Origin of the sequence: Paenibacillus stellifer, from assembly GCF_000758685.1 — a bacterium.
Classification (GTDB): domain Bacteria; phylum Bacillota; class Bacilli; order Paenibacillales; family Paenibacillaceae; genus Paenibacillus_AQ; species Paenibacillus_AQ stellifer.
Map to the genome: position 1 here is coordinate 1,068,861 of NZ_CP009286.1, position 20,871 is coordinate 1,089,731.

The 20,871-nt window shown below is 50.8% G+C and carries 16 protein-coding genes; 8 read left to right on the top strand and 8 right to left on the bottom strand.

The genetic code is table 11. The features are described from left to right. Positions 1 to 182 precede the first annotated feature (182 nt). From PSTEL_RS04935 to PSTEL_RS04945, 3 genes are all read right to left on the bottom strand, one after another. The gene (locus tag PSTEL_RS04935; protein ID WP_038693887.1) at positions 183 to 1,094 is read right to left on the bottom strand and encodes an oxidoreductase; all 912 of its coding nucleotides are present in this window, start codon (positions 1,092 to 1,094) and stop codon (positions 183 to 185) included. 99 nt (positions 1,095 to 1,193) lie between these two features. After that, on the bottom strand, positions 1,194 to 1,856 hold the full coding sequence (locus PSTEL_RS04940; RefSeq protein WP_038693888.1) for a TetR/AcrR family transcriptional regulator: 663 nt from the start codon (positions 1,854 to 1,856) through the stop codon (positions 1,194 to 1,196). 290 nt (positions 1,857 to 2,146) lie between these two features. Then, the gene (locus tag PSTEL_RS04945) at positions 2,147 to 2,557 is read right to left on the bottom strand and encodes a MerR family transcriptional regulator (protein WP_038693891.1); all 411 of its coding nucleotides are present in this window, start codon (positions 2,555 to 2,557) and stop codon (positions 2,147 to 2,149) included. 119 nt (positions 2,558 to 2,676) lie between these two features. Between PSTEL_RS04945 and PSTEL_RS04950 the strand changes: the two genes are divergently transcribed. The 8 genes from PSTEL_RS04950 (at position 2,677) to PSTEL_RS04990 (ending at position 9,545) form a co-directional block, all read left to right on the top strand. Continuing rightward, a complete protein-coding gene (locus PSTEL_RS04950) occupies positions 2,677 to 3,612 on the top strand; it encodes an oxidoreductase (RefSeq protein WP_245625083.1) in 936 nt (311 codons plus the stop codon). A gap of 117 nt (positions 3,613 to 3,729) precedes the next feature. Then, positions 3,730 to 4,542, top strand: a complete 813-nt coding sequence (locus tag PSTEL_RS04955) for an alpha/beta fold hydrolase (RefSeq protein ID WP_038693894.1) — start codon at positions 3,730 to 3,732, stop codon at positions 4,540 to 4,542. Positions 4,543 to 4,638: 96 nt separating this feature from the next. Then, positions 4,639 to 5,097, top strand: coding sequence for a signal peptidase II (locus tag PSTEL_RS04960; RefSeq protein ID WP_038693896.1), 459 nt, complete (start codon positions 4,639 to 4,641; stop codon positions 5,095 to 5,097). A gap of 131 nt (positions 5,098 to 5,228) precedes the next feature. Then, positions 5,229 to 5,531 carry an ArsR/SmtB family transcription factor gene (locus tag PSTEL_RS04965; protein ID WP_038693897.1) on the top strand — a complete coding sequence of 101 codons (303 nt, stop codon included), beginning with the start codon at positions 5,229 to 5,231 and terminating at the stop codon, positions 5,529 to 5,531. A 23-nt stretch (positions 5,532 to 5,554) separates the two neighbouring features. Further along, positions 5,555 to 6,931 carry an aldehyde dehydrogenase gene (locus tag PSTEL_RS04970; RefSeq protein WP_038693899.1) on the top strand — a complete coding sequence of 459 codons (1,377 nt, stop codon included), beginning with the start codon at positions 5,555 to 5,557 and terminating at the stop codon, positions 6,929 to 6,931. 67 nt (positions 6,932 to 6,998) lie between these two features. After that, positions 6,999 to 8,149, top strand: a protein-coding gene (locus tag PSTEL_RS04980; protein WP_281176753.1) for an IS3 family transposase whose coding sequence is annotated in 2 segments (ribosomal slippage) — positions 6,999 to 7,254 and positions 7,254 to 8,149 — 1,152 coding nt in all. Because the reading frame shifts where the segments join, the coding sequence is not laid out codon by codon here. Between the two features lie 50 nt (positions 8,150 to 8,199). Beyond that, positions 8,200 to 8,715, top strand: coding sequence for a sigma-70 family RNA polymerase sigma factor (locus PSTEL_RS04985; protein WP_038693901.1), 516 nt, complete (start codon positions 8,200 to 8,202; stop codon positions 8,713 to 8,715). Then, positions 8,712 to 9,545 (top strand): DUF4179 domain-containing protein, encoded by an 834-nt coding sequence (locus PSTEL_RS04990; protein ID WP_038693902.1) that lies wholly within the window; start codon positions 8,712 to 8,714, stop codon positions 9,543 to 9,545. The genes PSTEL_RS04985 and PSTEL_RS04990 overlap by 4 nt, the downstream gene beginning before the upstream one ends. A 24-nt stretch (positions 9,546 to 9,569) precedes the next feature. Here PSTEL_RS04990 and PSTEL_RS04995 read toward each other — a convergent pair. From PSTEL_RS04995 to PSTEL_RS05020, 5 genes are all read right to left on the bottom strand, one after another. Continuing rightward, positions 9,570 to 10,720 (bottom strand): IS3 family transposase gene (locus PSTEL_RS04995; RefSeq protein ID WP_281176753.1). Its coding sequence is split into 2 segments (ribosomal slippage): positions 9,570 to 10,465 and positions 10,465 to 10,720, totalling 1,152 coding nucleotides; the frame shifts between segments, so codons are not numbered across the junction. Between the two features lie 170 nt (positions 10,721 to 10,890). Continuing rightward, positions 10,891 to 11,184, bottom strand: a complete 294-nt coding sequence (locus PSTEL_RS05005; protein WP_038693904.1) for an IS200/IS605 family transposase — start codon at positions 11,182 to 11,184, stop codon at positions 10,891 to 10,893. A 174-nt stretch (positions 11,185 to 11,358) separates the two neighbouring features. Next, positions 11,359 to 11,790, bottom strand: a complete 432-nt coding sequence (locus tag PSTEL_RS05010) for a hypothetical protein (protein ID WP_038693906.1) — start codon at positions 11,788 to 11,790, stop codon at positions 11,359 to 11,361. 4 nt (positions 11,791 to 11,794) lie between these two features. Continuing rightward, positions 11,795 to 18,754, bottom strand: coding sequence for a DUF6531 domain-containing protein (locus tag PSTEL_RS05015; RefSeq protein WP_084064717.1), 6,960 nt, complete (start codon positions 18,752 to 18,754; stop codon positions 11,795 to 11,797). 25 nt (positions 18,755 to 18,779) lie between these two features. After that, positions 18,780 to 20,855 (bottom strand): S-layer homology domain-containing protein, encoded by a 2,076-nt coding sequence (locus PSTEL_RS05020; RefSeq protein ID WP_084064720.1) that lies wholly within the window; start codon positions 20,853 to 20,855, stop codon positions 18,780 to 18,782. Between the last annotated feature and the right edge of the window lie 16 nt (positions 20,856 to 20,871).

Below are 20,871 nucleotides of genomic sequence, written 5' to 3' on the forward strand. Positions count from 1 at the left end.
CTCATCTTTAGGGCGGAGTCTTTCATATTGAGCATAAGGGCGAAATGGTTCTTCGTTAGCGGAGGGCCATTTCGCCTTTTTTAATTCAGGTGCCCCGGTGCAAAAGCAGCGCGGTGAACCGTATCATAAGTAGGGGCAAGTTTCTGCTATAGGAGCTTTTCAAGGTTTATGATAAATCTCCTTCATACAGGATAGGTGACCCCGGTTAATTCCTCAGACACTTGCCATAAACGCTCCGCGAGCAGGCGATCATGTGCAAGGCCGCTGGATTCCACTTGTACCGGGTCGCCTTTGCGCTGACTTTTGCCGGAGGGTCCGAAGTATTCTCCGCCGTGTACAGTAGGGTCGGTGGCGGCTCTTAGTATCGGTAGGGCGCCCATTTCTGCCGGCTGCGACATGAAATGAGTGATTCGCTTCATCACCCCATTCAGATGATTCTGCAGATTCGTCACCGACCAGCCGGGGTGCGCACATAATGATAGATTATGAACCCCCTCAGCCTTCCATCGTCTATCCAGCTCATAGGCGAATAGAATATTGGCAAGCTTGCTCTGGGAATAAGCCTGTTGTTTATCGTAATGGGTGTTCCATTGCAGATCCTGAAAAAATATATTAGCACCCTTCCATACATTCGCCAGACTGCTTACAGTCACAACCCTGGCGTATTCAGTCTTTTGGATTAACGGCAGGAGCAGCCCCGTTAGGGCAAAATGGCCCAGATGGTTCACGCCGAATTGCGATTCAAACCCATCTTTGGTCAAGCTGTGCGGCGGCATCATCACCCCTGCATTATTGATCAGAATATCGAGCCGACTGTATTTCTCCTGAAACATGCTGCTGAAGGTTCTGACAGATTCCAAGTCTGCGAGGTCCAACTTCATGGTTGCTACAGTTGATTCAGGAGTTGCGTTGCGTATTTCGAGTGCAGCGGCATGACCCCGCTCGGTATCTCTTACCGCTAATATTACGGCTGCACCTTTGCTGGCAAGTACTTTCGCTTGCTCCAACCCAAGCCCCGAGTTACCTCCGGTAATGATCACAACAGCATGATGCAGATCCTTGATCTGTTCTTTGCTCCATTTAGGATGATTCATAGTAATTCTCCTCCCCCTGAAAATAAGTTACCGATGGTACAATAAAAATAACATACCACTGGTAACTTGTAAAACATAAAAATGGATGCACCAAAAATTTTAGGCATCCTTCTGTTTTTTTTGAAGAGAATCATTTATGTGGGCTTCTATTCCTTGGGTCAGAACGTAGTTGAAGCTGTAGTCGATGTTTAAATGCTGGTAGTCGCCTAATATCTTCTGCAACGGTTCCGTCGGATTGGATAAGGTCCATAGTGAAGAAGCAATAAGGAAAACATAGTATTGGATATAAAAGCCGTCCTGTATCGTCAAAATCGGGTAGAGGACCGTGAGTTGTTTTGCAAGCTGTTCCTGTAAGCCGATGTTCGCCGCCTTGAAGCTTCTCAAGGAGGATTCCGAACTATTCTTTTCTAGAGCAATCCCGAGATACGGCATCAGCTTTAGTAGCTTGGGGTGATTGCGGTATATTCTCACCCATATAAGGCTCACTTCTGTCGGCAGCGGATCACTCCTCAATTCCATTAACGCTTCAATTAGTTGCTTGGTGAAGTGTTCGTACTCTTGACCATATATGTCCAGAAAAATTTCTTCACGGCTGCTAAAATACCTGTAGATGCTGGGCTTGCTAATCTGAAGCTCTCTAGAAATACCATTTAATGTAATGTGGTCGTATTCGGTTTCTTCGAACAGCCTATAGGCTACGTCCAGAATCTCTTGCTTTCTGGATTCGATTTGCTCCGTTGACCGTGCTCTTTTCCAGTCCATTGGACCACCTCGCAAGTAATAGTTATATAAAATATAGCATATCTGCCGCTTGGCAGTGATGGAATAGATAATCTGTTTTCTCTAGTGGTCGGTTTGCCTTCATGCGTGATTTTTACGGAGGGAGGGCTCAGGGGATTGTATTTTTAGTATTGATATTTATTTTATGCATGAAAAAAGTGTATCACAAATAAGGCGGAATTTTGGCTGCTGTATCCATTTCTTAAAAAAGAAGCAGGAAAACACTTGGACATAACTCTAAGTGTTTTCCTGCTTCTTTCTTTGTTTGGCAATTATGATTTTTTATTATCCATCATGAATTTTATCGGATCATAACCAGCCTGTGGAGCAGCGAGATAAGAATCATAGAAGGCGATTTTTAAATCAACAATATTCAAATTCTTTTTGTAATCATCAATCTGCTTGAGGATTGCCTTACGATGGTCAACCATCAACTCTCTCCTTGCTTGAGCGGTTTCTTCCCCTTGCATGCATAAATCGATATATTGCTTAATTTCCTTGACTTGCATCCCGGAGTTTTTAAGGCAGCAGATCAGCTTCATCATTTCCAGATCGGCTTCACTAAACTGCCGGTTTCTGGTGCTATTTCGAGTGACAAAGGGCAGAAGTCCTTCTTTATCATAAAAGCGGATAGTATGCGCAGAAACGTTGCATGCTGTTGCAACTTCATTAATGGTATACATGGCCAAAATCTCCTTAAATTAAGATGGGCAAGCACATTTGACTTAGATAGAACTCTAAGTGCTACCATGAGTATAAAGTACAATCCAAGTTTACACAAATCACATGATAAGGAGCATTGATGATGGCAGAAAATATGAAGCGTGATTGGACCGCACTTGATATTCCCTCACAAAAAGGCGTCTCGGTTGTTATTACAGGAACTGGCGGAATTGGATATGAAACAGCATTGGAGATGACTCGCGCAGGAGCCGAGGTTATTATGGCTGGTCGAAACAAGGATAAGGGAGAAGAGGCTATAAAGAAGATCAACAAGCTAATTCCTGCTGGGAATATACGTTTTGAAAAACTTGACCTGGCGGATCTTGAATCGGTTACAGCATTTGGTGAACGGATGAGGGCGCAACGCAAAAGCTTGGATATCTTGATTAACAATGCCGCGATCATGAATCCGCCTCAACGCAGGGTTACAAAAGATGGATTTGAACTGCAGATGGGTACAAATTATCTTGGACATTTTGCATTAACAGGACAATTGCTCTCCCTTCTGCTAAAAGCAAACAAGCCTCGGGTAGTCACTTTGAGCAGTATAGCTCATCGTTCCGGAGTAATCCATTTCGATGATTTACAATCGGAGCACCAATACAAACCAATGGCTGCCTATGCCCAGTCAAAGCTCGCTTGTCTGATGTTCTCGCTTGAACTGCAACGGCGAAGTGATGCTGCAGGCTGGGGAATATGCAGTATGGCTGCACATCCGGGAATCTCAAGGACGGAATTAATCCCCAATGGATCGGGGAAAAACAGCCCGGCGGGTATCGTTCGGCGTGTGTTTGGACCGATTCTTTTCCAACCGGCAGCCCATGGAGCATGGCCGTCACTCTATGCCGCGACAGCTAAAGAAGCAACAAAAGGCACCTATTACGGGCCTTCCAGAATGAATGAGATGAGAGGGTATCCAACGGTAGCTAAAATTGCGCCGCAGGCCACTGATGTTAAGGGTGCTTCTAAGCTTTGGGAAGAATCTGAAAGGTTGACTCAAGTGAAATTTGTCTAGCGTGTTTTTTGTTTCAGCAGCCACATTTTCATTTATCTTGAAATGGTTTGCGGCATTTGCTACCGTTATGTTATGAAATACCCAATAACCCGAATGCTTCGGAAAGGGAGCGTATAGATGTCTGCAAGATTGTATGGAACCCCGCCGCACCAGGTCTTCCTTGTACATGGCGGTCCCGGCGCCCCGGGTGAAATGTCTCCCGTTGCCCGGCGGTTAGGCGACTCGATGGGAGTAGCCGAGCAGCTGCAAAGCAAGCGCAGCCTGTCTGGCCTGCTGGAGGAGCTAAAGGGAGACATAGAGGATCATAGTACCGTGGATCATGGAACCGTGGAACATAGCACCGGGCCGGTCGTGCTGGTCGGATACTCGTGGGGAGCGTGGTTAAGTTATATTTTTGCCGCTGAATATCCCCGTCTTGTCAGAAAAATCATCCTCGTTAGCAGCGGTCCATTTGAAGCCTCCTATGCTGCCGAAATAATGAAGACCCGGCTATCCCGATTAAACGATCATGAGAAAAAGCAGGTTGAGGCGCTTGAGCAGCAATTGGCCGAAGAAGGCCCAGCCCGAAATGACGTTCTGATGCAGTATGGCAAGCTGATGTCGCAGGCAGACTCATATGCACCTATTTTGCCGGATGCCAATGAGGATGTTCAGGTCGATGTTGCGGCCTTTCAGAGTGTATGGAGCGAAGCCGCCCTATTAAGAAGCAGTGGTGAATTATTGAAGTTTGGACCGCGGATTTCATGTCCAGTAACCGTGATCCACGGTGATTATGATCCGCATCCGGCTGAAGGGGTTATAGAGCCGCTCCGTTCGGTCATCGGGAACCTGAAATATATGAAATTGCAGAACTGCGGGCACACCCCTTGGAAAGAACAAATGGCTAAGGACATATTCTATGAAATCTTGCAGCAGGAATTGCAGGAATAGCATTATAGGGTATAGGATATTATTCTATTATTTTGCGGCCATCACCGAGGCAGGGTCACGTAACTGAAATAAAAACAAGCATCCGAGGTGAGCCTAATGTTCTACATCATTGTGATATTCGTCGTCCTGCTTGATCAGGCCGCCAAGCTGTGGGTTCGATTCCATATGGAAGTAGGACAATCCATTCCGATGTGGGAAGGGTTTCAGCTGACGTATTTCCGCAACTCAGGCGCAATGGGAAGCAGCTTTGAAGGGTACGGAAGACTCTTCATTATCCCGGCCATTCTGGTCGTCATCTGGGCCATTTACTATCTGCATAAAGGCATGCTGAACGGTATAATGCTGAAGGGCGGTGTGGCGTTGTTTGTCGGCGGCGCTATCGGCAATGCGATCGATCGCAGCTTTTTCGGCTGGGTAACGGATTTCCTGGATTTCGGCAGAGGCATTTCCAATTTGGCGGATCATGCGATTACTTTGGGCGTGCTGTTCATCTTTATTCATCATTTGATTATATGCCCGCTGAAGCGGAAAAAAGCGAGGAGCTGCACTTCCTGAGCTTCTCTCTTTCTGTGCTTTTCTCTTCCTGAACTTGATTGCCGGTCAAGAAAGGTGTATGATTTCTATAAGTCATTGGTTTAAATGTTTAAACATTTGATCACACAAGAGAAGAGAAGGTGATTGCCCACATGGGGAAGCAGGCACTGGAGATTTTTCGTGAAAGCCTTCCGGTTCTTCAAGTATTAAGCGATCCGAATCGTCAGGATATTCTGCTGCTGCTCTCCGAGAACGGCAAGATGACGGTGAATGAAATAACGGAACAACTGCCACTGTCGCGGCCTGCGGTTTCTCATCATTTGAAGCTGCTTAAGAATGCGGGAGTCGTGGGTGTCGAACAACTGGGCACGCTGCGCTATTATTTTTTGTCGATGCAGGACTCGGTTGACTTGTTAAGGAGACTGTTAGCCGCGCTGGAGCGGGATTGTCTATAGAAATACGGGAAGGAGAATGATGAATGGAGCAGTGGACATCTGAACAGGTTGATCAAATTCTGCAAGAGCATCGCAAGAAATTCAACACTGGCTATACACGGGATGTAAACTTCCGGCTGGAGCAGCTTGGGAAGCTGGCGGATGCGATCAGAAGGAATGAGCAGCAATTGCTGTCGGCTTTATATGAGGATCTGCACAAAAATGAATTCGAAGCCTACTCGACGGAGATCGGCTATACGCTGGACAGCATAAGGTACATGAGAAGTAACTTGAAGCGATGGGTGAAACCGCAAAAGGTAAAAACCCCGTTCTATCATGTGCCCTCGACAAGCCGCATGTATAAAGAGCCTTATGGAACTGTCCTCATTATCGGACCGTTTAATTATCCGTTCCAATTGCTGATTGAGCCTCTGATCGGCGCCATTGCGGCAGGGAACAGCGTGATCCTGAAGCCTTCCGAGAATACGCCCACGGTTGCCGCCGCCGTCAGGAAGCTGATCCGGGACACCTTTGATGAGACTTACATTCGGGTGATCGAAGGAGAGAAGGAGACAACCTCGGCGCTGATTAACGCCCCGTTCGATTACATCTTTTTCACAGGAAGCGTGCCTGTCGGCAAAATCGTCATGGAAGCCGCGGCGCGGAACCTCGTTCCCGTCACCCTTGAGCTTGGAGGGAAGAGTCCTGCCATTGTGGACAAGACTGCGAATATCGGGGTTGCAGCCAAGAGGATTATTTGGGGAAAGATGATGAACGCTGGCCAGACATGCATAGCCCCGGATTATGTACTGGCGCATGAGGATATCCGAGCGGAGCTAATCGAGAAGATGAAGACGGCTCTTACAAGCTTCTACGGACCGGATGCGCGGCAGAGCGGGGATTTTGGCCGGATCGTCAATGAACGCCAGTTCGACCGGCTCGCCTCCATTTTGGAAAGTGACCAGGAGCATGTGCTGTTCGGCGGCAAGAAGATCAGAGAGGAGCTGTACATCGAGCCGACGCTGCTTGACACGGTTTCCTGGAGTGACGCTGCCATGCAGGACGAAATTTTCGGACCGATTTTGCCGATCATGGGCTACAGCCAACTGGAGGAAGTTATTGAGACGGTGAACAGCCGCCCGAAGCCGCTTGCGTTATACCTGTTCAGCGAACAGCGCCATGTCCAAGAGGAAGTGCTTGCCCGCGTACCGTTCGGCGGAGGCTGTGTGAACGATACGATCAGCCATGTTGCCAATCACCATCTGCCCTTCGGGGGAGTCGGCCACGCCGGGATCGGCGCCTACCATGGGAAATTCAGCTTCGACCAGTTCTCCCATACGAAGAGTGTGATGACCAAGAGCACCAGAATGGACATTTCTTTCTTATTTCCGCCCTATCGGGACAAGGTGAAGTGCTGTTAGGCTAAAAAGTAGACATGGAGAACCGAGAATCGGGTAGAATGAACATAACCAAATTCGAGGTGCTAACATGACGAAAAAATACGATAAAGAATTTAAACTGCAAACGATTCAGATGATCCAAGAAGAGGGTAAGCCGGTGGCACAGGTCGCTCGCGAGTTGGGGATCAGCGACAACACCTTGTACCGCTGGATGGCGGAATACAAACAAGACGGTGCACAGGCTTTTCCAGGCAGTGGGCAACTGAAAGCTGACGACAAGGCAATGAGAGACCTCCAAAAGCGTATCCGTGATCTGGAGGAGGAGAACGACATCTTAAAAAAGGCGATGCACTACTTCGCCAAAGACCGGCGCTGATCTATGCCTTCATCCACGATCATCGCTTCAAGTGCCGAGTCTCGAAGATGTGCGAAGCCTTTGAAGTGTCCCGAAGCGGCTATTACAAATGGACGAAACGAAAAGTCAGCAAGCGTGAAAAACGACGGCGCAAGCTGGAGCGGCATATCCGCCGTATCTTTCTGGAATCCCGCCGGTTATATGGAAGTCCCAAAATCGCTAAAATGCTTCATAAGCAAGGCGTACCCGTGTCGGAGAAATTAGTCGCCCGAATCATGAAGGAACTGGGATTGCGCTCCCGTACGGTGAAGAAATACAAGGCCACGACGAATTCGAAGCACAACTTGCCTGTTCATGAGAACGTGTTGAACCGTCAGTTTAGGCCGTCCGCTCCAAATGAGGCCTGGGTGGCTGACATTACGTACATTCCAACGAATGAAGGCTGGCTCTATCTGGCAAGTATAATGGATTTGTACAGCCGTAAAATCATTGGGTTTCACATGGACGAGCGGATGACCAAAGAACTGGTGTTAACGGCACTGGATCGAGCCTACAGCCAGCAACAACCATGCGGAGAGGTCCTGCATCACTCCGACCGTGGCAGCCAGTATGCTTCCCACGACTACCAGGAACGACTGCGCACCTACAAGATGAACGGCAGTATGAGCCGAAAAGGGAACTGCTACGATAATGCTTGTATCGAATCGTTCCACAGTGTGCTGAAGAAAGAACTCGTGTACTTGGAAAAATTCACAACACGCAAGCAAGCCAAGAAACGCATTTTTGAATACATTACCTGCTTCTACAATGGAAAACGAATCCATTCAGCGATTGGGTATTTTACACCCAATGAATACGAACGTATGTACCGAAATGCTGTGTGATTTTCTCGATTCTGCGTGTCTACTCTATTGACAGAGGTACACGAAGAGTAATGCGACTTCACAGCAAAAAATTAAAAGAAGCGCAGTTCAGCGAAAAGCTCGGAGTCATCCGGGATAAGCTATATCGCCTCGCCTTCTGCTATGTGAAAAATGAGCAAGAAGCGCTAGACATCGTATCCGAAGCTACTTACAAAGGTTACCTCGCTTATGGCAGGATGCAGTCCATGACCTATTTTGATACCTGGATGTCGCGTATTGTGATTAACACAGCTATCGATCATTTGCGCCGCAACAAGCGGATGACCTATATCGAGGACCAGGGCAAAGAGCTTGCTGCTCCCGGGCAGGGAGCAACCCTGGAAGAAAAAATGGATTTGTATGATGCGCTGGACCGACTCGCGCCGGAAGAGAGAACCTATATTATTTTGAAATTCTTTGTGAGTCTTTCCTTTAAGGAAATGGCACAGGTTCTCTCTCTGTCGGAAAATACGGTCAAGACCAGACTTTATCGGATTGTTAAAAAACTTAAAAATGATTTGCTTGAGGGAGAGGTTGAACACGTATGATGGGAAAAGATCGTTACGATAAGATAAAAGTTCCTGACGAGCTTGCCAGCGTCATTCATCATGCTCAGAAGAGAGCAACCGCTCGCAAGCACTCGCTTCGGGTAATGCGCTTCGCATCTGTTATTGCAGCATGTGTCGTGCTTCTCTTCGTCGTTAACATCCCGAGTGTAGCAAATGCCATGTCCAAAATACCTGTCTTCGGGAAGATTGTTCAGGTCCTGCAATTTGGCGAAGGGGGCGAGATAACAGACGGCGCGAGTGTTGGTACGGAAGCAGCGGAGAATACACTTAAAATTCATTTTAGTTCCGGGAATGAGCCCGCTGCCAATGTACCTTTCTATACAGTTGAGCAGAAAAGTGCACCTAACCGCCTAATCTTTACGTTCAATGGCACCCGCCAATTTGATTATGACACGATCGAAAAAGACCTGCTTACCCTTCCCATGGTGAAGGATGTTTATCGAAATATTATTTTGGATGACTCGGCCATGCGTTTCGTTGTTGAACTGAAAGATGGTGTAAAACATTCCATATCTGAATATAAAGATCCTGGATATCTTGAACTGAAGCTTACTCCAACCGACGAATCGGCGCCGCCTCATGAGGTATTTTCTATTCGGACGGGAGAAATGGTACCAGGAGAGGAAATGGGTATGCTCGAAGAGCAATATCCTGAAGAGGACATCTCATTTATAAAAACAGCCTCCGGTAAATTTATCGCAGTCATTGGTGAATATGATACGGTTGACGAGGCCAAGAACAAGCTCAACGAGATTTCAAAACATGAGTCTTATAACGGCGAATTTTATGTAGTGTACCTCTGTCAATAGAGTAGACACGCAGAATCGAGAAAATCACACAGCATTTCGGTACATACGTTCGTATTCATTGGGTGTAAAATACCCAATCGCTGAATGGATTCGTTTTCCATTGTAGAAGCAGGTAATGTATTCAAAAATGCGTTTCTTGGCTTGCTTGCGTGTTGTGAATTTTTCCAAGTACACGAGTTCTTTCTTCAGCACACTGTGGAACGATTCGATACAAGCATTATCGTAGCAGTTCCCTTTTCGGCTCATACTGCCGTTCATCTTGTAGGTGCGCAGTCGTTCCTGGTAGTCGTGGGAAGCATACTGGCTGCCACGGTCGGAGTGATGCAGGACCTCTCCGCATGGTTGTTGCTGGCTGTAGGCTCGATCCAGTGCCGTTAACACCAGTTCTTTGGTCATCCGCTCGTCCATGTGAAACCCAATGATTTTACGGCTGTACAAATCCATTATACTTGCCAGATAGAGCCAGCCTTCATTCGTTGGAATGTACGTAATGTCAGCCACCCAGGCCTCATTTGGAGCGGACGGCCTAAACTGACGGTTCAACACGTTCTCATGAACAGGCAAGTTGTGCTTCGAATTCGTCGTGGCCTTGTATTTCTTCACCGTACGGGAGCGCAATCCCAGTTCCTTCATGATTCGGGCGACTAATTTCTCCGACACGGGTACGCCTTGCTTATGAAGCATTTTAGCGATTTTGGGACTTCCATATAACCGGCGGGATTCCAGAAAGATACGGCGGATATGCCGCTCCAGCTTGCGCCGTCGTTTTTCACGCTTGCTGACTTTTCGTTTCGTCCATTTGTAATAGCCGCTTCGGGACACTTCAAAGGCTTCGCACATCTTCGAGACTCGGCACTTGAAGCGATGATCGTGGATGAAGGCATAGATCAGCGCCGGTCTTTGGCGAAGTAGTGCATCGCCTTTTTTAAGATGTCGTTCTCCTCCTCCAGATCACGGATACGCTTTTGGAGGTCTCTCATTGCCTTGTCGTCAGCTTTCAGTTGCCCACTGCCTGGAAAAGCCTGTGCACCGTCTTGTTTGTATTCCGCCATCCAGCGGTACAAGGTGTTGTCGCTGATCCCCAACTCGCGAGCGACCTGTGCCACCGGCTTACCCTCTTCTTGGATCATCTGAATCGTTTGCAGTTTAAATTCTTTATCGTATTTTTTCGTCATGTTAGCACCTCGAATTTGGTTATGTTCATTCTACCCGATTCTCGGTTCTCCATGTCTACTTTTTAGCCTAACAGCATAGACAGCTGGCTGAGCAACGAAAGGAGCCCTAAAAGGGCGTTGAGTGATTCGCCAACCGCACTACTTTTTCGGCTACCCCTAAAGGGGTTCTTCTAGTTCTTCTTCTTTCGTCTATCTTTGGTTTCTTCTCCTGTAAACGGATCGATGTATTCCTCCATCGTTATTTGTTCCGCGACGATATCTTCCTGCAATTGATTGCGGATATATTCTTCAATCACTTTCTTGTTTCTTCCTACCGTCTTTCTTTCGCATAATTGTCGCAATATTTTTCCGATATCTTGCTTCAACTTTCCATAAATCACCTGGCGTCTGTACTTTGGGGCAAACACGATGTGATACTTACAATTCCATTTTGTATGTGCTAAACTGTTCACATCAGATGACATCTGTATTCCTCCTATTGTGCGATAAATTCGGTTGGCGAACCAAATTTATTGTAACACTGGGAGGAATTTTTTTGATACATCGCTGAAAGCTCTCCCGAACCATACGCATAGCGTATGGTTTTCTTTTGACAAAAAGAAACCGCAACAGCCAAAAGCTGATGCGGTTTAGGATTATTACCAGTTTCCATTTTCAAAGTCTTGTTTTTCACTCTCTTTTACAAAAACCGATATCCATAGGACAGTATCACTAACAGGGTCAGTCTCGATGTATATACCTTTACTGCTGCAGTAAACTTCCTCAAAATCATCATATTCAAAACTTGGTTCAATACTTAAGACTTCGTTAATGTGCATCCCGATTCTAATTTTCCCAAAAAGTGTCCCCACATATTTACTCAATGCCGTTATCTTGAACAGTTTACCATTGATTAAGTTGAACCATAGATCAACTGAATCATTTATTTCATATCTAATCAAAAATTTACCTAGAAGATATGCTTTTACACCTTCGCTTGCTAATAAGGGGTAACTGTCACTTATGTGACTGTAGAGATTTATCCCCCCCATTCCCACCCATGGAAGTATGGGGGCATCGAGATTAACCATCTTATCACCTCTCAGTAAAAATAATAGTCGTAGTCTCTCTCTCTTTTCCTTGATAAAGATAATTCTTTGATTTACCGTCAACAATCTTGATAGTTCCTTGGTTACTAGTACTAATCTTTACATATGGACTTTCCCCATGTCTACCTCCACCTGGTGATACTTGTACTTGGGTAATATTTCTTTCACCTCCTGTGTTATTTATTTTAATTATTACTGCTCCTGAACGTGATTTAGTTGAAGGTTGAACAGTAAGATCATAACCTTGTCCTTGTAGCATTTGTGCAACTTCATCAACTGACATATCGTTAAAGTGGTTTGGGTTTGCCCTAGCAGATTTGATAGTAATCTTTCCATTAGTAATTACTGGGGCACCTCTCCCCTTACCTGCACGACCACCTATACCTCCACTTGCCATCCCCATTACCATTTCTGGTGCTGCGGCTGACCACCAATCACCCTCCCCATACAGATAATAATTATCCAGTTGAGAAAGCGCCCACTTTACTTGTCCTGCCTTCGAACTATCATCAATCATCGCTAACCAAAATAAGTACTCAAACTGATTGCGAGTCATACCAGCAGAATCTGTATTAAAAAATCCAGTCTGCGTACCGTTAGTTCCTTTTAAAAGTTCTTTTAAGAGCTTCTTTTGAGCCGCAGTCCCTAAAGAACGTGCTGCGATAATTCGATCTACTGACTTTGTAGTAGATAGATTAGTGAATGCAAACGGGTCGCCTCCAGTTGCTCCATTCGCATCTGAAGTATGTCCCGTGGGGTCCGTATAAATCAACGGATTATTACGCACATACGTATAAAGGTTCAGACTCAGCGGATCTTCCATTTCCCCCTCATACGTATCCTCACTAATAAACCGCCCGACACTCGAGTCAAAATCACGCGCCTGCGCGTAGGAGTAGCCGCTGTAGTAATCATACCCCAGGCTGGTGTAGCCGAACAGGTTGTCCGGGCCGGACCAGTTCAGGTCGAATTTCTCCGGATTCTCGGCTACGCCGAATTCATCGTAGCGGTACCGCGCCGATACGCTGCCGTCCTGGCCTTCCAGGCCTATGACGCTTCCCAGTGCATCGCTCAGGTAGTAGAGCGTCTTCGTTGTGCCGTCCGCGTGCGCTCCGCTGGCGCCTTCTGTCGGCTCCCAGTCGTTGCTCGCATCGCCGCTGACCCGGTAGGTCATGCTGATCCGCTCTTCTCCTGCGCCGTACACATACGACTGCTTCCAGCTCTGGCCGGTATCTCCTGTGGCCATCAGGGGCTGCGGATTGCTCAAAGTGATGTCATTGGTAAAATAGATGTCCAGTTGACGCTTCTTGTACTGCGACTCCCAGCCATCTCGCGTTCCAGCTGGGTTGCCGGACGGATACGCATTCGGGATCGTATCGTCTCCTACGGTGGTCCGCATGCTGACACGGTTGCCGTCTCCATCATATTGATAGGTGGTCACATCGCCGAACGTGTTGGTGCTCTGGATCAGGCGGTTCGACGCACTCCACTCGTTGCTCTCCAGCACCTGCGGACCTGCCGTCAGTGCCGCGACTCTCGCTTCCGGGGCAAGCGTGGCATCCGTTCCGTTACCATCCGCTCCGTACACATCCTCTGTTGCACCGGTCAGCAGATCCTCATCCGGCAGACTGAAGGCCAGCGGATCTGTACCATCCGTACCCGTACCAGATTCATCTCCATAGACCGTTCCCGGCACGGTCGTCTTCAACGCGCTTGCACCGGCTGTGAACGAACGCAGCGCCGCTTCGCTGTCTATGCCGGTGACTTTCAGCAGATTGCCGCGAAGGTCATACGTGTAGTCCTTGTAGTCGCTGCCTTTTTCAAAATGGACCAGCTTGTTCGCCGCATCATAGGTATACTGCTCCGAGGCGGTAATGCCTCCATCCGTCACCTCTTTGCCCAGGCGGTTGCCGGCGACGTCATAGGAGTAGACGGTCTTCGAGCCGTTCTGCTTCTGCACCTGAGTCAGTTGATTGAGCGCATCATAGGCATAATCCGAGATGTCCGCAGGACGCTGTGTTCCGGATGGATTGTCTTCATCGCTGCCGTATTCCTGGCGTTCGGTGCGAGTCTTGTTCCCTGCCGGATCGTAGACGTAAGTCAGCTGCTCCAGCAGGCTGCCGCCCGGCGACTGATGCTTCAGCTCCAGCAGTTGGCCGACTCCGTCATACGTATAGCTGCTCAGCCCTCCATTCGGCAGCTGCTTCTCGATCAGACGGCCATTGGCATCATAGCGGTAGTTGGTCGTCTGGTTCTGCGTGTCCGTCACCTGCGTGATCCGGTCCATTGCGTCATACGAATAGCTGACGGTCGTATTGTCCGGGTAGATGACCCGGCTGCGCTGTCCCGTTACGGTCCATTCATAGCGCACATTATTGCCGCGCGGATCAATGACCGATGTCGGCCGATTCAGGGCGTCATACGTATACCGCGTCTCGCCGGTACCGTCTGTCATCTTGATCCGGCGTCCCGCCAGATCGTATTCATACTTGACGGTACTTCCGTCCCCATACTTCGTCTGCTTCAGTTGGTTAGCCGCATCATAGGCGTAATCGGTTGTGTTGTTATCCGGCTCAACGACCTGCAGCAGATTGCCGTTCTCGTCATAGGACATACGGGTCTTCTCAAGCAGCGGATTCACCGACTCGATGACCCGGTCCGAAGCATCGTACTTGTAAGAGGTCACGGCTCCCAGAGCGTTGGTCTTGTCCAGCAAATTGCCGGTGGCATCATAGGAGTAGTGGGTGGAGCTGCCTGCCGCATCATCCACACCCGTCAACCGGCCCAGCACATCATAGTTGAAGGAAGTCTCGTGATGGTTCGGGTCTGTGACTTTTTTCAAATTCCCCTTGGCGTCATAGACATATGAGGTTTCATACCCCAGGGCGTTGCGCACCAGCGTATTGCGTCCCAATGCATCATATTCGTAAAAAGTCTTCTGTCCCTCTGCGTCCGTGGATTCCGTCATCAGCCCGCGCGCATTGCGGGTAACGGTGGTCTCTTCGTTCAGCGGATTGATCGTTCCGATCTCCAGTCCACGGCTGTCGTACTTCGTCTTCCAGACGGAATGGTTGGCATCCTCGGTTGCGATCTGATTGCCGTTCTTGTCATATTCATACGTGGTCACTGCGCCAAGCGCATCGGTCACCGAGACCATTTGACCGAGCGCATTATAGTCGTACCAGGTGCTGTTGCCAAGCGCATCGGTCTCTTTGATCTTGTTGCCCGCTGCATCGTAGCGGTACCGTGTCTTCGCGCCGAGCGGGTCGGTCACGCTGAGCAGCTCGTTGCGCTTGCTATAGGTATAGGTGGTCACATTGCCTTCGCTGTCTGTCTGGGTGAGCATGTTACCGTTGGCGTCGTAGGTGTAAGAGGTCTTCTGTCCCTCCGGATCGGTAACTTCCTTGAGCTGTCCCACATTGTCGTACTTGTACGAGGTTATTCCCCCGGATTCATCCCGGGCTTCGGTAATGTTGCCAAGCGCGTCATAGGTGCTGCCAGTGCTGTTATTCAGCGCGTCCTCTGTGCCGGTCAGGCGGTAGACCTGATAGGAATGAGTGGTCTTCACTCCGGCTTCATCCGTCTGCTCCTCCAGATTGCCATTGGCATCATAGAAGGAGCTGCGGGTCTGGCCCAAAGCATCGGTGACGGCCACGGCGCGGTCCTTCGCGTCATATTGGATTTGCTGAAGCTCGCCTTCAACGTCGGCAACCTTCACCGTCCGGTGCAGCGAATCGCGGTCAATGACCGTCGTGTAGCCGCTCGGGTCCTTGATCTCGCGGGCGAAGCCTGCCGCATCATTGGTGTATGCCGTGACATGGCCTTCGGCATCGGTTACGGAGACCGGAACCCCTTTATTGTCTCTTGCAATGGTCACTGTGTTGCCCAAGGCATCCGTGCTGCTGGCCAGATTGCCGGCGGCGTCGTATTCATAGGAGCTGCGATTGCCCCGTTCATCCACCTCAAGGGCCGGACGGTTCAGCGTATTATAGCGGGCAAGCGTGGAGTACCCGTTCCCATCGGTGCTCTGGATCACATTGCCCCGCTCGTCATACGCCTGCTTGCTCTTGTTGCCGTTGCCGTCTGTAACGCCGATGAGGCGGTCGCTGTTGTCATAGCTGTATTTGACGGTTGAGCCGTTGGCAGCCAGGCGCTGCGCGACCTGGAAGTTATTGTTCCACACATAGGTGGTGCTCTGATTGAGCGCGTTCGTCCATACCGTCTTGTTCGATGTGGTTGTTATGGAAGAAGCCAGCCCTGCGGCGCGGGCCAATCCGGCGTTCCCGGAAACCGTGCCGTTCTCTGAATAGATGAGAATGGTCTTGCCGGACCCGACGCCTGTATGAACGACCGGCGTCTGATTCGGAGTCATATCTCCGCCAATGGCGAACAATCCGCCCGTCTGCACATTCAGGTTATTATTGACGCTGACATTATCCCGAACGAACAAGTCGCCTCCGGTAATGTTCAGATTGGCGGTCTGATTGTTGGAGACAATGCCGCCCACGACCATTTCCTGTGCGATGTTCATCTCAACCCGGGTGTTGATATTCAGGTCTCCCGCGAGCAGAACCCGCTTCGCATCAATGGTCAGACTTCCGCTGTTGTACGTCAGAGTGCCGCTCTGCAGCGTATCCCCGACGGTTACGGAAGAATCATTGTTCAGATGAATGGCTCCGCCGGACCACAGATTGCCGTAAGATCCTCCGACCTTCTGTACATCGAGCGCCAGTTTGGTGTTGGCGTTCAGTCCGTTCTTGAGGATGAGATTACCGTACACGCGCACCGTAATGTCGCGGTTGGTGTTCATTCCGTCAACAATCAGAACTGCCGGCTTGCTTGGTGAACCGAATGTAACACTGTCTTCAACATTCAGTTGGCCCGCTCTGACGACGACAGGCGATGACCCGCTGGATGATATCGCGTTCTGTATGGCGGCAATGTCGCCGCCGACCGATACTGCGGAAGCGGCGAAGAGATTTTGCTTCCCTTCAATCTCGGAGATGCTGCTTGAGAGATAATCGCCAATGACCGGCTGCAGACCCGCCACCTGCCGGTAAGCCGGCGCGTGAGCCAGATTGTGCATCGTGCCGGACAGAATCACTTCCTCCGAATCCGGCAGGTCCCGTCCCCGGTCCGGGTAAATCCCCGTCCCGACATCTTCGTCCTCTTCTCCCCGGACAACAGGGGCCACACGGCCCTCATAGCTGGAGGAGCTCTCCGCGCCGTAGAAGTCGGTTATTCCGGTTACGCGCTGCTTCGCATCATAGGTTACGCTCATGGTCGCCGTTCCCTTGGCATCCGTCACGCCAAGCAGATGATGGCTGTCATCATAAGCAAGTCCGGTCTCAGCGCCGTCGACATCCTTGATCGAAGTCATGTCTCCCGCCGAATCGTAATGAAAAGTCATGCTGCGGTCTGCGGAATCTCGGACAGATGTCAGCTTGCCTGCGCCGTCATAGCTCAAGCTCAGGGAAGCGCCGATCGTCTGGACAGCCTCCAGCTTGGTTCCCTGGTAAGCAAGCGAGATCTGGTTCCCGTTCAGATCCGTAATGGATTGCAGATAGCCCGCCGCGTTGAACTGGTATTTGTCTCCCTGCGGGTTCGTCAAGGTATAGGCTCCGGATGACGGAGCGGTTAATGTCCAGTCCGTGCCGCGCGGAGTCAGATAACGCCCGCCGGACAAGGGCACATATTCGAAGCGTGAGCCGTCCGGGCTCATAATCTCTACCTTCCCGTCATTGATCGGGGTCAGCTTCCATTCATAGCTATGATGCCAGCCAAGCCCATTCACGCCCGTATAGGGATCGCGGCTCAAATAGTTCAACCCGAACTGAAGCGGCATCAGCGCCTGCAAAGTGATCGAATCGGTGGAGTAGACAAAGTCGCCCCGCGCCGGATCAACCGGCGCCTGGCCGGATGGATTGACGATCCTCAGCCGGTCCTGAAGGGCCGCTTCCGTAAATTGCGGCAGGTCGGCGCTGGCAATACTCCCGCTTGTCTGCGGATTCGTCAGCAAGAGGGAGGTCAGGCCGCTGACCGTTCCCGAGGATGCTGCGGACTGATTCAATACGGCAAGCTCTTCGGCCTTCTCCTGTGCCAGGCTGGCCGAATCCAGCTTGTAATAATAGGCCGCGAGCGCCTCCCAGGTTACGGGAAAGGCAGGCAGCGGAATCCGAAGCAACGTGAGCGGCTCGGAGTATCCCGAGAATCGGCTGTCCTTCTTGATTCTCGCCGTAATCTGAGCTGTCTGTCCCGCCGTAATGCTGAGCTGCTTCGTCCACTGGCCTTCACTGTTGGCCGTGATGCCGGAATACAGGCTCTCTTCGCCTGTGGATGGATAATAGACTTCAACTTCCAACGTCTCTCCCGGCTTGGCGGTTCCTGAGACGATTGACTGTCCCGAAGCTGCAGGCTTGATCTGAAGCGCCTTGGGAGGAGTCAATTCATCGCTGCCGACAATTTCGAAGCTGGCGATTTGGCCGTAATAGACTCCGACACCGTTATAATCGACCGGGGAGATACATACGTTGTATCGTCCTTCCTCCAGCGGCACACCATTGATTTTGCCATCCCATTCATATTCATGAACGAGATAGTCGTCTCCCGATTTCGTCTGGTAGACCCCGCTTGTAATGAGCGGTCCGAGCAGCGGGGCCGATCCATCTCTCTGTGGAGTACAGAGATTGATCTTCACCTCATGCTCGGTCTGTCCGTCATCCGCTGCATTGAAGCTGAAAATAATCTTGGCCGTCTCCCCGGCCTCCGGATTAATCTCACTCGGTTCAATCCGCATATTGGTAGCGGCATAAGTCGGGGATACGAACAGGTTCGCTCCCGGAAAAACAGGAATATACGAAACGAGCAGCATAACCGCCAGCATAAGACAAATATTCGCTTTCAGGCCGCCGCGGCGCCGTCTCCTTGTCAACGCTCGAAGATTCATTTATAGTTCTCCTTCCATGAATGGATTACAGTAGTTTCAGTTGCGCCAGCAGCTTGTAGATCAGAACTGCGGCTTCGGCCCGCGTCGAGGATTGAGCGGGATGCAGCATCTGATTCGAACCTTGTACCAGCTTCAGTTCTACCGCTCCGGCTACCGATTCGCGCGCCCAGGAGCTAATGCTGCCGCTGTCCTTGAAGGCCGCGAGTTCGGTCTCAACCTTCTTCGCGTCCGAAGTGACCTTCGCTGATCCGTAAGAGGCTGTGATGGCCCGCATCAGCATGGTCATCATCTGCTCACGCGTCAGCGGATCATCACCCCGGAACAATCCGGCGTCACCGGTAACGATTCCTGCGGAGGCTGCCGCTTCCACCCAGCCATAGGACCAGTTCGCGGACGAGACATCGCGGAATGTCGGAGCATCCGGCCGGAGCAGCTTCAATTGAAGCGCCGCTGCCAGCAGCTTCGTGAACTGGGCGCGAGTGAGCGTGCCCTTAGGCGCATAGCTGACTCCGTTCATGCCGTTCACTATTCCTCTGGCCGCCAGTACCTCGACCTCCTGCCGCGCCCAATGGTTCGCCATATCCGGGAACTCGACATCGCGCAGCATGACCGCATACAATCCGGAAGCCGTAATCTTGGCCCGGACATAATCTTCTTCCGCCGCTGTTACACCGCCAATGTAAGTCCACACCCCTGCTGTGGAGTCATACTGATAAATCCCGAGCTTCTCCCGGCTCGATGTCCAAGGCTCTTCCTTCGGGTAACGGATCGCGAGCAGCGCCGGCAGCTGGAATGGAGCGCCCGCCTGTACCTGCCAGATCGAGCCGGCCTTCTGCAGCTTCCTGCCGTCCTGATCCACCGGCTTCTGCGACTCTAGCTCCGCTTGCGCCAGACTCACAGCCGTATTATCCGGGAAGGTTCCTGCCGAAATCTCCAGCCGTGCCCAGCCGTCCGCTGCGGTCAGCGTTCCGCCTGCGGCTCCGATCGTCTGGCTATCCTTGGCCCCGGTTACAACCGGCGCGCTTCCTCCGGCACTCGAACCGGTTCCCGAATTCGTACCGGTCCCCGTCCCCGAATTTGTACCGGTCCCCGTCCCCGGATCTGTACCAGTCCCTTCCAGCGCAATTGCTTCGATAGAGTTATCGCTTGTGCTGTAGAGCAGCTTGTTCCCGCTGATGCCGATCAGCTTCGACCCCGCAGGCAGCGCAGGAAGCGTCGTGACCTGATAGGTTGAGAGATTCACCTGCTTCAAGACGGAGGCGCCGCCGGATTCGTCCTGAAATACCGCCTCTCCATCTCCGATGGACATGAACGCATACTGCGCTCCGGCCGCCTTCATCTCGGTAAGATCGACTGGCTCGGCCGTCAGATCATTGATGGACAGAAGCACGAATTTGCTCTGCGATGACCCGTTCTTTTGCTTAAGAAGAACATGGCTGCCGTTAAAAACGAACCAGTCCACATAGTTGGCACCGCCCAGACTAATTAAAGGACGTGTAACTCCGCTGCTTAAATCGAGCAGGCTAAGCCCGCCGTCACGCGCATTTTTATACACGACCTTGCCGTCCGCCAGCTCTGGGAATCGGCCCTCGCCCAAATCCGCCTCGACTCCCGAAGCCAGATCGTGATACATCATGCTGCCGTAATTGCTGCGTTCATACCAGACAACGCCCACCCCGTCAGTCGTCGGGTTGCCGTACTGTCCGGGCTGCTTGTTGAGCTTGGTGCGGGTGCCCTTCTCCAGATCGAAACTGTAAATATCCCAGTTCAAAGAGCTGTCCTGCTCGTTCCCCTTGTCAGCCCACACGACAACCAGGCCTCCAACAGCCGGCGCGTCCTTGGCCGATGAATTGGTCGTAAGCGTCAGGCTCGCCCCGCTGTTGCGGTCCAGCGCATGCACCTGCTTCACTCCGGCGGAATCGGGCTCCATCCAGATGACCCGCTCTCCGGACACGCTGTAATCCGTCCTTCCCGGATCGGCTCCGGCGGCAACCGCTGTCCCCGTGATCGTTCCGCCCGCAGATACGCTGCCCAGCGCACATACTGCTGCCAGCAGCAGACGGCCGATCTGCGGGAATTTCATTCTCCTTCTGAAATGCATTCGTTTCTCCCCCCGC

What these genes read in the sequence shown, in the direction of transcription:
- PSTEL_RS04935 (WP_038693887.1), bottom strand. Translation starts at nt 1,094, where the DNA reads ATGAATCATCCTAAATGGAGCAAAGAACAGATCAAGGATCTGCATCAT.
- PSTEL_RS04940 (WP_038693888.1), bottom strand. Translation starts at nt 1,856, where the DNA reads ATGGACTGGAAAAGAGCACGGTCAACGGAGCAAATCGAATCCAGAAAG.
- PSTEL_RS04945 (WP_038693891.1), bottom strand. Translation starts at nt 2,557, where the DNA reads ATGTATACCATTAATGAAGTTGCAACAGCATGCAACGTTTCTGCGCAT.
- PSTEL_RS04950 (WP_245625083.1), top strand. Translation starts at nt 2,677, where the DNA reads ATGATGGCAGAAAATATGAAGCGTGATTGGACCGCACTTGATATTCCC.
- PSTEL_RS04955 (WP_038693894.1), top strand. Translation starts at nt 3,730, where the DNA reads ATGTCTGCAAGATTGTATGGAACCCCGCCGCACCAGGTCTTCCTTGTA.
- PSTEL_RS04960 (WP_038693896.1), top strand. Translation starts at nt 4,639, where the DNA reads ATGTTCTACATCATTGTGATATTCGTCGTCCTGCTTGATCAGGCCGCC.
- PSTEL_RS04965 (WP_038693897.1), top strand. Translation starts at nt 5,229, where the DNA reads ATGGGGAAGCAGGCACTGGAGATTTTTCGTGAAAGCCTTCCGGTTCTT.
- PSTEL_RS04970 (WP_038693899.1), top strand. Translation starts at nt 5,555, where the DNA reads ATGGAGCAGTGGACATCTGAACAGGTTGATCAAATTCTGCAAGAGCAT.
- PSTEL_RS04985 (WP_038693901.1), top strand. Translation starts at nt 8,200, where the DNA reads ATGCGACTTCACAGCAAAAAATTAAAAGAAGCGCAGTTCAGCGAAAAG.
- PSTEL_RS04990 (WP_038693902.1), top strand. Translation starts at nt 8,712, where the DNA reads ATGATGGGAAAAGATCGTTACGATAAGATAAAAGTTCCTGACGAGCTT.
- PSTEL_RS05005 (WP_038693904.1), bottom strand. Translation starts at nt 11,184, where the DNA reads ATGTCATCTGATGTGAACAGTTTAGCACATACAAAATGGAATTGTAAG.
- PSTEL_RS05010 (WP_038693906.1), bottom strand. Translation starts at nt 11,790, where the DNA reads ATGGTTAATCTCGATGCCCCCATACTTCCATGGGTGGGAATGGGGGGG.
- PSTEL_RS05015 (WP_084064717.1), bottom strand. Translation starts at nt 18,754, where the DNA reads ATGAATCTTCGAGCGTTGACAAGGAGACGGCGCCGCGGCGGCCTGAAA.
- PSTEL_RS05020 (WP_084064720.1), bottom strand. Translation starts at nt 20,855, where the DNA reads ATGCATTTCAGAAGGAGAATGAAATTCCCGCAGATCGGCCGTCTGCTG.